The 11,607-nt window shown below is 65.2% G+C and carries 13 protein-coding genes; all 13 read left to right on the top strand.

Going from position 1 to position 11,607, the window contains the following annotated elements; all coding sequences use genetic code 11:
• Nucleotides 1-95 precede the first annotated feature (95 nt).
• The 13 genes from F1609_RS33490 to F1609_RS33430 all read left to right on the top strand — a co-directional run bounded on the left by F1609_RS33490 (nt 96) and on the right by F1609_RS33430 (nt 11,435).
• A complete protein-coding gene (locus F1609_RS33490; RefSeq protein WP_167082191.1) occupies nt 96-2,225 on the top strand; it encodes a M3 family metallopeptidase in 2,130 nt (709 codons plus the stop codon).
• Between the two features lie 106 nt (nt 2,226-2,331).
• On the top strand, nt 2,332-3,525 hold the full coding sequence (locus F1609_RS33485) for a hypothetical protein (protein WP_167082189.1): 1,194 nt from the start codon (nt 2,332-2,334) through the stop codon (nt 3,523-3,525).
• Nucleotides 3,526-3,586: 61 nt separating this feature from the next.
• The gene (locus F1609_RS33480) at nt 3,587-4,864 is read left to right on the top strand and encodes a tetratricopeptide repeat protein (protein ID WP_167082187.1); all 1,278 of its coding nucleotides are present in this window, start codon (nt 3,587-3,589) and stop codon (nt 4,862-4,864) included.
• A gap of 24 nt (nt 4,865-4,888) precedes the next feature.
• Complete coding sequence (locus F1609_RS33475; protein ID WP_167082185.1) at nt 4,889-5,383, top strand: hypothetical protein; 495 nt, start codon at nt 4,889-4,891, stop codon at nt 5,381-5,383.
• 22 nt (nt 5,384-5,405) lie between these two features.
• Complete coding sequence (locus F1609_RS33470; protein WP_167082183.1) at nt 5,406-6,065, top strand: hypothetical protein; 660 nt, start codon at nt 5,406-5,408, stop codon at nt 6,063-6,065.
• A 1-nt stretch (nt 6,066) separates the two neighbouring features.
• On the top strand, nt 6,067-6,342 hold the full coding sequence (locus tag F1609_RS33465) for a hypothetical protein (RefSeq protein WP_167082181.1): 276 nt from the start codon (nt 6,067-6,069) through the stop codon (nt 6,340-6,342).
• Nucleotides 6,330-6,914, top strand: a complete 585-nt coding sequence (locus tag F1609_RS33460) for a metal-dependent hydrolase (RefSeq protein WP_167082179.1) — start codon at nt 6,330-6,332, stop codon at nt 6,912-6,914. The genes F1609_RS33465 and F1609_RS33460 overlap by 13 nt, the downstream gene beginning before the upstream one ends.
• A gap of 37 nt (nt 6,915-6,951) precedes the next feature.
• On the top strand, nt 6,952-7,377 hold the full coding sequence (locus F1609_RS33455; RefSeq protein ID WP_167082177.1) for a hypothetical protein: 426 nt from the start codon (nt 6,952-6,954) through the stop codon (nt 7,375-7,377).
• A 13-nt stretch (nt 7,378-7,390) separates the two neighbouring features.
• Nucleotides 7,391-7,774: an SLOG family protein gene (locus F1609_RS33450; RefSeq protein WP_196785525.1), complete on the top strand. Its 384-nt coding sequence runs from the start codon at nt 7,391-7,393 to the stop codon at nt 7,772-7,774.
• 19 nt (nt 7,775-7,793) lie between these two features.
• Nucleotides 7,794-8,285, top strand: coding sequence for a DUF4279 domain-containing protein (locus tag F1609_RS33445; RefSeq protein ID WP_167082175.1), 492 nt, complete (start codon nt 7,794-7,796; stop codon nt 8,283-8,285).
• A 113-nt stretch (nt 8,286-8,398) separates the two neighbouring features.
• Nucleotides 8,399-8,614, top strand: a complete 216-nt coding sequence (locus tag F1609_RS33440) for a VF530 family protein (RefSeq protein WP_167082173.1) — start codon at nt 8,399-8,401, stop codon at nt 8,612-8,614.
• A gap of 7 nt (nt 8,615-8,621) precedes the next feature.
• The gene (locus F1609_RS33435) at nt 8,622-8,993 is read left to right on the top strand and encodes a DUF4404 family protein (protein ID WP_167082171.1); all 372 of its coding nucleotides are present in this window, start codon (nt 8,622-8,624) and stop codon (nt 8,991-8,993) included.
• 162 nt (nt 8,994-9,155) lie between these two features.
• On the top strand, nt 9,156-11,435 hold the full coding sequence (locus F1609_RS33430) for a YgiQ family radical SAM protein (RefSeq protein ID WP_167082169.1): 2,280 nt from the start codon (nt 9,156-9,158) through the stop codon (nt 11,433-11,435).
• Nucleotides 11,436-11,607 lie beyond the last annotated feature (172 nt).

The raw sequence follows: 11,607 nt of genomic DNA, 5'->3' as shown, positions 1-11,607 counted from the left end.
CATAGCACCTCCGATCCGCGAAGGTGCTATGGATTCCCGCCGAGGGCCGCCTTGGCGCGGGAAAGACGGGCTCTTCCTCTTTCTCTACAAACACAATGACCCGTCCCCAACTCATGATCATCGCGGCCAGCCTGGCCGTGGCCAACTTCGCCTTCGCCGCGCCTGCATCCGCCGCGCTCGACGCCGCCAACCCGTTCGCGAACATCAGCACCCTGCCGTTCAACTACCCGGCCTTCGACAAAATCAAGAACGAGCACTTCGCCCCGGCCTTTGCCGAAGGCATGCGCCAGCACGCCGCTGAAATCGACGCCATCGCCAACAATCGCAAACCGGCCACGTTCGAGAACACCATCGTCGCCATGGAACGCTCGGGCAAGCTGCTCTCGCGTACCGGTGGCGCCTTCGGCATTTTCGCTGGCGGCAACACCAACGACACCATCAAGGGTCTCGAACGCGAGCTGGCGCCCAAGCTGGCCGCCCACCGCGACGCCATGCTGCTGAACCAGAAATTGTTCGACCGTATCGAAACCCTGTACGCCAAACGCGCCAGGCTGGGCCTCGATGCCGAATCGGCCTTCCTGCTGGAACGCTACCGCAAGGACTTCGTGCGCGCCGGCGCCAAGCTGAACGCCGCCGACAAGGACAAGCTCAAGGGCTATAACGCCGAACTGGCCACCCTGCAAACCACCTTCAGCCAGAACGTGCTGAGCGAGGCGAATGCCGCCGCGCTGGTGGTCGACACCCGCGCCGAACTGGCCGGCATGTCCGACGCCGCCATTGATGCCGCCGCCGGCGTGGCCAAGAAACGCGGCCTGGACGGCAAGTTCGCCATCCCGGTCACCAACACCACCGGCCAGGCGCCGCTGTCGGTACTGACCAACCGCAGCGTGCGCGAACGCCTGCTGGCGGCCTCGCTGGCACGCGGCAGCCGTGGCGGCGAGTTCGACAACACCGGCGTCGTGCTCAAGATCGCCAAACTGCGCGCCGAACGCGCCGAACTGCTCGGCTACGCCAACCACGCCGCCTACATGCTCGAAGACCAGACCGCCAAGGACACCGGCGCGGTCAACAAGCTGCTCGGCGAACTGGCCAAGCCGGCCGTGGCCAACGCGCGCAAGGAAGCGGCCGACATCCAGAAAGTCATCGATGCCGAGAAGGGCGGCTTCCAGCTGGCCGCCCACGACTGGGCCTTCTACAGCGACAAGGTGCGCGCCGAGCGCTTCAATTTCGACCAGAGCCAGCTGCGCCCGTACTTTGAACTGAACAGCGTGCTGACCAACGGCGTGTTCTACGCCGCCGGCAAGGTCTACGGCATCACTTTCAAGGAACGCAAGGACTTGCCGGTGTACGACCCCGACATGCGCGTATTCGACGTGATCGACGCCAACGGCAAGCCGCTGGCGATCTTCGTGGCCGACTTCTACGCGCGCGGCAACAAGCGCGGCGGCGCCTGGGCCAATGCCTACGTGCCCCAGTCGCACCTGATGGGCACGCGCCCGGTCATCGGCAACCACCTGAACATTCCGAAACCGGCCGCCGGCGAGCCGACCCTGCTCACCTACGACGAACTGCGTACCTTGTTCCACGAATTCGGCCACGCGCTGCACGGCATGTTCTCGGACGTGAAATACCCGCGCTTCGCCGGCACCGGCGTGCCGCGCGACTTCGTCGAATTCCCGTCGCAGGTCAACGAAATGTGGGCGGTCTGGCCTGAAGTGCTGGGCAACTACGCCAAGCACTACAAGACCGGCGAACCGATGCCGAAGGAGTTGCTCGACAAGGTGATCGCCTCGAAACAGTTCAACGAAGGCTACCGCACCACCGAGTACCTGGCCTCGTCGATCCTGGACCAGCGCTGGCACCAGCTGAGCGCGGCGCAGATCCCGACCGACGTGGTCGCTTTTGAGGCGGCCGCGCTGAAAGACGCCGGCGTCGATTTCGCACCGGTGCCGCCGCGCTACCGCACCACCTACTTCTCGCACGTGTTCTCGGGCGGCTATTCGGCCGGTTACTACGGCTACCTGTGGAGCGAGAAGCTCGACGCCGACACCGTCGAATGGTTCAACGAAAACGGCGGCCTGACCCGCAAGAACGGCGACCATTTCCGCAAGATGCTGCTGTCGAAAGGCGGCACGCTCGACGCCATGCAGATGTACCGCAACTTCCGCGGCCGCGATGCGAAAATCGCGCCGCTGCTGGAACGCCGTGGCCTGAACGCCAAGTAAGCCTGCACCGACCCCCAAAATGCCGTTCAGCGCGAACGGCATTTTTTTCGTCTGTGGATTTACCATGCGCCATAATCGGGGCGCCGATTTCCTCCATGGAGCCCGTTTGACCGACATCGCCATCCTTTCAACGCATCTGCAAAACCGCCTCCAGGCAGCCCTGACACCGGGCGAGCGCCTGGTCTGGGTCGGCCAGCCGATCCCCGGGCACTACAGGAAAAGGCGGGTGTACGAATACCGCGTGCTGTTTGCCGTACTGGCCTTGTTCGGGCTGCTGTGGATGGCCGGCAGCATCGCGCGCACGCTGCTCACCTCCGGCCCCGGCGTCGACCTGCTGGCGCTGGCCGGCCTGCCGCTCCTGCTGCTCGGCGTGGTTGGCCTGCGCGGCTCATCGACGATGGCGGACGAGGCGCGCCACATGGTGTATGCCATCACCAGCGAGCGCGTGCTCCTGCTCGGCGGCGACGATCCCGAGATTGTCAGTTCGTATGGGCCGGCGCAACTGCAAGAGATCGAGCGCACCGAATACGACGGCGGCTGGGGCGACCTGATACTGCAAACCAAACACGTACCCATCGGCGATCACGGCTACACGACCAGGCGCTACGGCCTGCTCGCCATTGCCGGCGTGCGGCGCGCGCATGAGCTGGTCGCGGCGCTCGCAAAAACCCTGCCGCTGGCGCCGGGCACGCCGCACCCCAGCTACCAGAAGGCGCTCATGACGCCCGAGATCGCCGCCTTGCCGGACCGGCTGAGCACGGCTTTGCAAGCCGAACTGGGGCCGGGCGAACGGCTGGTCTGGGCGGCGCAGCCGATCCCCGCCAGCTATCTGAAAAAGGGATTGCGCAAGTGGCGGTACTTTATTCCGGGCACGCTGTCTACGCTGTTGTTCTGCGTGTTGATGGCCCCGGCCCTGTGGAATCCGGCGGTACGGGGATGGGGCGTGTTGCAAGTGGCCGGCACGCCGCTCCTGTTGCTGGGGATCGCTGTCTACTGCCTGCTCCAGCCGCTGCGGATGCGCAAGCATGCTGCCGGCGTCGTGCACGCCATCACCACTGAACGCGCCCTGAGCATCGACACCCGCGGGCCGGTGCTCACGCGCACCTATGCGCCGGCGGCGCTGGTGCATGTGCGCTGCGCCGGCGGCCCGGACGACAGCGGCGACCTGCTGCTCGAACCTGCATTCGACAACAACACCCCGATCGCAAGCCAGCTGCACCGCCACGGTTTCATGGGCATTGGCGACGTGCGCCACGTCGAGCGCCTGATCGGCCATCTGAAGCAAGCGCCCGCCGCTTGAAAATTAGCATAGGAACAATGCTTTATAATATGGCACGTCCCTCATCCAGAACGTTGCCCCTATGCTGACACCTCGCCTTCTCCCGCTCGCTTCCATCCTGTTGTGCGTCCTTGGCCTTGCAGCCTGTACCACCGAACCGGTACGCCCCCGCGAAGTCCAGTTGACCGAAGAGCCGGGCGAGTCCGGCCCGCGCTGTAGCGGTCCGGACTGCTGCGCCGACGCCGAAGCGCTCGAATTCGTGCCGCAGCGCCAGTATTGCAGCGCGCTGGCGCTGGACAACGAAGGCAAGGCCCCGGCCTCGGCCAGCGCCCTGAAAGACGCCATCGCCGGCGCCCGCGCCGAAAAGATCCGCACCCACGATGCCTCCGGCGTGCTGTGCCACGCGTATGCGCTCGACGCCCAGCGTGCCGGCGACCGGGGCGATGGCGCCGCCGCCCGCAGCGGCCTGGCCGCCGCCGTGCAAGCCTGCCGTGCCGGCTTCGGCAATGAATCGAACCAGGCCGCCCAGGCCATGCTCGACAGCGCCGAGCAGCGCCTCCAGAACAAGGACGAGTCCGCCAAAGTCGGCGAGGAACTGGCCGCGGTGCTGGCGCTGGCGCGCAAGAACGTCAACGCGCAGATCGAGGCCGACGCCACCGACGCGCTCGGACGCCTGAAGGGCCTGGCCGGCGACGTCAACGCCGAGCGGCGCCTGCTGACCGAAGGCATGGAAATGCGGCGCAAGGCGTATGGCGAGAACAGTTACCAGACCGGCATGAGTTACGTGAACCTGGGCGGCAGCTACATGCGCGTGAACGACAACCAGGCCGGGCGCGCCTGGTACGAGCGCGCCATTGCCGTGTACGGCACTACCCTGGGCATGGCCGACCCGGTCACGCTCGAAGTGCGCGCCGCCCATGCGATGAGCTACAGCGCCGAGCGCAACCACAAGCGCGCCCAGGAACTGCTGGAGGCGATGCTGCCGCAGGCGGTGCAGACCTTCGGCGCGCAGTCCGAAGATACAGTGGCCATCATCAACGACATCGGCAATATGCAGCAGCACCAGGGCCAGTCGCAGGCGGCCTTGCTGCGCTACGAGGAAGTGCTGGCGATCCGGCGCGCCACCATGCCCGATACGGTCAAGCACGGCCGCTCGGCCCTGCTGGCGGCCACGCTCAAGCACAAGATCGCCGGCTGCGCCGCCAGCGGCGCGCTCGACGCCGAAGTACGGCGCATCGCCGCGCATCTGGAACCCTCGGTTGCGAAGGACGAGGACGCCAAACTGTACGTGCGCGAGGCGAATGACGTCGTGCAGCAGTGCGCGGCACCGGCGGCGCGCACTGCGCGCAAGCAGAAATAGACCAGCCGCGAGGGAACAGACATCGTGCAGCACACCGCTGAATTTGCCGAGCAATACACGCGTGCCGAGCGGCAGCGCCTGATCCTGCTGATCCTGCCCGCCGGGCTGGCGCTGCTGGTGGCGCTGAAATTGTGGTTGTTCCCGGCGCTGGCGGCGTTCGCGGCCTCGCCCGGGTGCCGCGAGACCGGCGCAGTGAACGGTATCGCGCTGTTGATGTATGGCCTGTTCGTCGGCCTGCCGTTGCTGGTGGCGCTGGTGCTCGGCGCGACCGTCGGCGTGTCCGGCTACAAGAGCCTGCGCAGCGGACAATTTCCGCCCGCAGGCACCAAGGTGTTGCGGCCCACCCGCATCCGGCGCGGCCGGCGCGCCACCCTGACCGGCGCAGCCTGCCTGCTCCTTGCGCTCGCTCCGCTGGCGCTGGCGGCGTGGGGCTGGTTCCAGGCCGGCCAGATGGTGGCCGGCGCGCAGGCCGAACCGGCTGCGTGCGCGGCTGTCCGGGCGGCGTCGCCCGCTCCCTGACGCCTCTCGCCCGAAAGCTCCAATGAAAACATTCATCGCGCGCGCCGCTTGCCTGCTGGCCTTCTCCGGAGCGGCCTTGGCCTGCGGCCGTGACGGCACGGTAGCGGTGCCGCTGGCACAGGTATCGCTGCAGCAGGTCGCGTTCACGCCGTCCGACGACGGGCGCAAGCTGCTGGTGTCCGGCATCCTCAAAAACACGTCCGCCCACAGGCTCAGGAACGTCATGCTGGAGTTGCGTTTCTTCGATGACAAGCATGTGCTGGTCGATACCTTCACCCGCTGTGTCGACAATGTGATCGCACCGCCGGCCGGCGAGGTGGGCTGGCGCATCCGTGAAACGATTCATGACCAGATGGCGCCGTATGCGTCGCGCGAAGTGCGCATTGTCTCGGCCGAGGTGATCCGGCCTGGCGTGGAGCAATCAAAGGTCAGTTCGTTCACACGGGAATTGCTGCTGACCTGGATACCCGTGCTGGCGGGAATTGGCATGTTGGTGTACCTGTTGAGAAAAGTGGCCGGTAAGGACTCGAGCAGCAGCAAGGCCGTGGTGCTGATGGAAGCGCAGATTGCCTACTTCGAAAAAAATTTACACCTGCTCGAACGGTTGGTGCTGGCCAGCGAAGCGCGGGCGCGCGGCGTGATCTTGCCGGCAGGCGAAGAACCCCATCCTCCGCACGACTAGAATGAAGCTGCGCACCGTGCTCTTCATCGGCCTGTGCGCCGGCCACGCGCTGCTGTCGTGGATCGGGGCCGGCGGCGCCACCCTCGGGCCGGCCATCGCGGCCACCATCTACGCCCCCTTGTTCGTGCTCGACGCGCTGCGCCTGCCGGTGTTCGGCAATGGCCCCTCCGGCGGCTGGGCCGGACCGTCGCCGCTGGGCTGGGCCTGCGTGCTGCTGCTGTGGGGCGCCGTCTGGTGGGGCGTGGCGACCTTGCTGGCGCGCGCATGTCGTCGCTGATCGGCCACGCGGCCATCGGCGCCGCTGTGTACTTCGCCCACGCCCCGGCTGCGCCGCCGCGCCCGCGCCTGGCGCTGCTGGTGCTGGTCGGGCTGGCGCTGTTGCCCGACGTCGATTACCTGCCGTACTGGCTGTTCGGCATCAACAGCGAGCCGCGCTGGACCCATTCGCTTCTGGTCGCCCTGGCCGCCAGCGCGCTGGCGTGGGCCGCGACCCGGCGCTGCCGGCCCGGCACGGCGTCCCTGCCGTTCGCGGCGCTGGCGCTGGCCGCCTGTTCCCATCCGGTGCTCGACTTGCTGGTGGGCGTGCACCCGGTGCCGCTGTTCTGGCCCTTGCCGCTGGCCCAGGTCGAATCGCCGTTGGGACTGCTGCCGAGCGCCGGCCGGCTGAGCCTGACAAACTGGTTTATGTGGCGCAATCTGTTGATAGAATGTGCCGTGCTGCTGCCGCTGTACGCGCTTGGCGTGGCGCTGGCAAGACGGGTGGCCCGGCGCCGCATCGCCCTGGCAGCCGCGTTGTTTTGCCCCTTGTGGGCGCTGGCGCTGGCCTGGTCCATCCGGATTCATGGCTGATGTAATCCGATTCGCATCGCATTTTTCAAGGAGTCCTATGAGCACCGTGTTGTGGGCCAATTACCTGATCGATGGCGTCGTCAGTTCCGACCAGTCCGACAAATACGCATTGCACGAACACATCGACCAGGTCGATGAGATCTGCCGCGACACCGGCCTGGTGCCGCTGTCCGAATGGTGCGACTCGACCGACCTGGCTTTCAATATCGGCGACGAGGACGATCTTCCCGAGGGCATCGAATCGACCGACGAGCTGATGGCCACCGACGGCGTCTGGACCGACGCCGGCGTGGCCGTCGACGCCCTCGAACAGTTGCTGGCGGCGATACAGGAAAAGCGCATCGTGTTCGGCGCGGAAGGCGATGCGCACGACGATATCGTGCAGGAACTCGAAGAGAGCATTGCCTACGCCCAGGAAGCGGCGGCGGTCAACGGCAAGTTCAACTTTTCGGTGGTGATGTAAGTGGCGCCGGCCGATGCGTGAGAATATGCCGCTGTGTGTCCTGGTCACCGGTGCGACCACATGGGACAATCCCGAGCCGATCCGGCGCGCCCTTGCCGATCTGCCGGCGGGCAGCACCGTCGTGACCGGCGACACGCCCGGCGCCGACGCCTGTGCGGCCGCGCTGGCCGCCGAACTGGGCCTGCCGGTGACGCGCATGAAGAAGAACCGCGCCGATCACCGCGCCTTTCCCCGCGAAGCCTGGCGCGGGTTGAACCAGCGCATGCTGGCCACCGGCGTCGACCTGGTACTGGCCTTCCATGCCGATTACGGCAAGCCGGGCTGCGCGCGCGGCACCGTCCACATGGTCGAGCACGCCAAGGCGTGCTGGACCGAGGTGCGGATTTTCCGCGAATAAATCATCGAGAGAAACATCAATGTCCCATGTCCGCGCCTCGCTCAAACGCAAACTAAGCCGTATCCGCAAGCGCCAGGAAACCATTTCCACCAAAAAGTTCAAGCGCCATACATCGCCCTTCTTTGAATACGACGCGGCTTTCCGTATCGGTGGGGCGGGCCAGTTCCATGAGCAGATTGGCGCCGTCACCGGGCTGGTGCCAAAAACCGTGCGCCTCGCCGGCCAGCCGCGCTGGCCCAATTCCAAGCTCCTCGCCAAAGAAGATGTCTGGGTGCTGGCCTCGCCGCTCGATGACAGCCTGCCGCTCGACGACCATGTCGACTGGCTGCTGCAGGCCTTGACGCCGCATGCCGGCTTCTTGAAGGAGGTCATCGCCCAGGCTGCCTGGGCCGACCTTTGCCTGGGATGCCTGTCGCAGGTGCCGTATCCGGTCATCGTCGCCGGAAAGTCGTCAACCGAGCTGGTCAAACTGCTCGACCTGGAGATCGCGTTTAACTTCACTTGCGTCTGAGCCCGCTCGTACGCGGCGCGGGTTTGCCCCTGCGCCCCATGGATCGCGCCGCGATTTGGGTGTATAAGGACGGTATAGCTTTCCCTTCACCCCCCATAGGATCGACTGCAGCAATGAGTGTTCACGACTTACACGGTATTACCTTAGAATCGCTGTTGACCCGGCTGGTCGCGCAATACGGCTGGGACGAGCTCGGCAAGCGGATCGATATCAATTGCTTCATCAGCGATCCGAGTATCAAGTCGAGCCTGAAATTCCTGCGCAAGACGCCGTGGGCGCGCACCAAGGTCGAAGAACTGTTTCTGGCAACGCAATTTACCGATGAATGAGGATGACATGTTGAACGACGACACAGCGAACCTGAAGTCGCACCTGATAACCCTGCACGCCAACCTGGCGCAGACGGAACAGGTCGATGAAGAACTGCAAGGCTTGCTGATGCAGCTCGACGGCGACATCCAGGCTCTGCTGGACAAGCGCGCCGCCGCCGCCCAGGCTGCCCTGAGCGATGAAGCGCTGGCCGAGCAGGCCGAACTGGCCGAGCAGGCCGACCCGGCCGCCATGCTTCTGGCCGAGCCGCCCGCGACCACCACCTACGGCCTGGCCGAGCGGAGCCAGGAAATCACGGCCAAATTCGCCGCCGAACACCCGCGCCTGGAACCGGCCCTGCGCGAGCTGGGCCGCCTGCTGTCGAACATGGGCATCTGAACCCCGGGGCGCCAGGCAGTTGCCGCGCGCCCCGCAACTGCCTGTTTATGTAGCACAAACGTCACAAGTTATTGAAACATAAGACGTTTTTTCGTTGCAATCGGCCTTCAAAAAAGTGCGGCGCACCTTGCTCCGGAAGGTTTTCCGGTACAATACTGCCCAATGAGCTCCCCAACCAATCTATTTGCGACCGTCCCTAAACGGTCTAGCCGCGCTGCTGCTGCGCCTTTCCTTCCCATGTCCCGCGCCGAAATGGCTGCCCTGGGCTGGGATTCGTGCGACGTCATCCTGGTGACGGGTGACGCCTACATCGACCATCCGAGTTTCGGCATGGCCCTGGTCGGCCGCCTGCTGGAAGCGCAGGGCTTTCGCGTCGGTATCATCGCCCAGCCGGACTGGCTCTCGGCCGATGCCTTCCGCGTGCTTGGCAAACCGAACCTGTACTTCGGCGTTACGGCCGGCAATATGGACTCGATGGTCAACCGTTACACGGCTGACCGCAAGATCCGTTCCGACGACGCCTACACGCCCAATGGCGAACCGAACAAGCGCCCGGACCGTACCGTGACCGTGTACGCCCAGCGCGCGCGCGAAGCGTTTCCGGACGTGCCGGTGATTATCGGCAGTATCGAGGCGTCGCTGCGCCGCATCGCCCACTACGATTACTGGTCCGACAAGGTGCGACGCTCGGTGCTGCCCGATTCCAAGGCCGACATGCTGCTGTTCGGTAACGCCGAACGCGCGCTGGTCGACCTGACCCACCGTCTGGCGGCCGGCGAACACATCAAGGATATCCGCAACCTGCGCGGCACCGCTTTCATGGTGCCGCCGGGCTGGCTGCCGGGCGACGACTGGGGCGTGCACAATTCGACCCGGGTCGACGTGCCCGGCAAGATCGACGCCCACTACGACCCGTACGCGATGGCCCAGGAAGACAAGTCCGCCTGCGCCACCGACAACGCCCAGCCGAAGGAAGTGATCAAGCCGATCCGCATCATGTCGCGCGAAGAACGCCTGGCCATGGCCAAGGAAAAGCACGACAAGACCGTGGTGCGCCTGCCGTCCTACGAGACGGTGAGCAGCGACCCGGTGATGTACGCGCACACCTCGCGCGTGTTCCACCTCGAATCGAACCCCGGCAATGCGCGCGCCATGGTGCAGGCGCACGGGGAACGCGATGTGTGGCTGAACCCGCCGCCGCTGCCGCTGGCCATGGACGAGATGGACGGCGTGTACGACATGAACTATGCGCGCGCCCCGCACCCGAGCTACGGCAAGGCCAAGATTCCGGCCTGGGACATGATCCGCTTTTCGGTCAACATCATGCGCGGCTGCTTCGGCGGCTGCACCTTCTGCTCGATCACCGAGCACGAGGGGCGCATCATTCAGAGCCGCTCCGAGCCGTCAATCCTGCGCGAAATCGAGCACATCCGCGACAAGACCAAGGGTTTCACCGGCACCATCTCGGACATGGGCGGCCCCACCGCGAACATGTACCGGCTGGCCTGCAAGGACAAGAGCATCGAAGAATCGTGCCGCCGCCTGTCGTGCGTGTACCCGACCATCTGCGTCAACCTGGGTACCGACCACAGCAAGCTGATTTCGCTGTACCGCAAGGCGCGCGCCATTCCTGGCATCAAGAAAGTACTGATCAGCTCGGGCCTGCGCTACGACCTGGCCGTGCGTTCACCGGAATACGTCAAGGAACTGGTGACCCACCACGTGGGCGGCCTGCTCAAGATCGCACCTGAGCATACCGAAGAAGGCACTCTGTCGAAGATGATGAAGCCGGGCATCGGCGCCTACGACGAATTCAAGGAAATGTTCGACCGTTTCTCGCTGGAAGCCGGCAAGAAGCAGTACCTGATTCCTTACTTCATCGCGGCGCACCCGGGCACCACGGATGAAGACATGCTCAACCTGGCCTTGTGGCTGAAGAAAAACAACTTCAAGCTCGACCAGGTGCAGACCTTCATGCCGACGCCCATGGCGATGGCCACCACCATGTATTACTCGCGCAAGAATCCGCTGAAAAAAGTCACGGCCGATTCCGAGATCGTGGAAACGGCCAAGAGCGGCAAGGTGCGCCGTTCGCACAAGGCCTTCCTGCGCTACCAGGACCCGGCCAACTGGCCGATCCTGCGCGAAACGCTGGTGAAGATGGGCCGTGGCGACCTGATCGGCAATGGCGACAAGCACCTGGTGCCGAGCTGGCAGGCGTCGGAAGACGGCGGCCTGGCGGCGGGCGAGCGCAAGCGCCAGACCTCGGGCGCCGGCACGCTCGACAAGTTCGTCGCCGCGCCCAAGCGCAAGACCGAACGCGCGCTGGCGCCGTCGCCGTTCATTGCGCCGGAGTCAAAAGTGCGTCCGTCGATCCTGGCGACTATCAAGTCCAAGCCAAAGGCGGCGCCAGTGGCCAAGGCTGGGGCGCGCCGCAAGTAATCGAATAGCCTGCGGGCGTAGAGATAGGGCCGTCGTCCCCGCCTTCGCGCTACTGTGTACCCACATTTCTGCAACCTTCGTCGTTGGCGTATGTCGAAGCGATAATGTCAGATTGTGGAGGCGGCGATGGAGGCGACAATGTTGGTAGCCGATGCTCCTTGCATCGGGGAGT

Source organism: Massilia aquatica (assembly GCF_011682045.1).
GTDB classification, from domain to species: domain Bacteria; phylum Pseudomonadota; class Gammaproteobacteria; order Burkholderiales; family Burkholderiaceae_D; genus Telluria_A; species Telluria_A aquatica.
The sequence above is the reverse complement of the archived record's forward strand: the minus strand, read 5'-3'. Positions and strand labels throughout refer to the sequence as shown.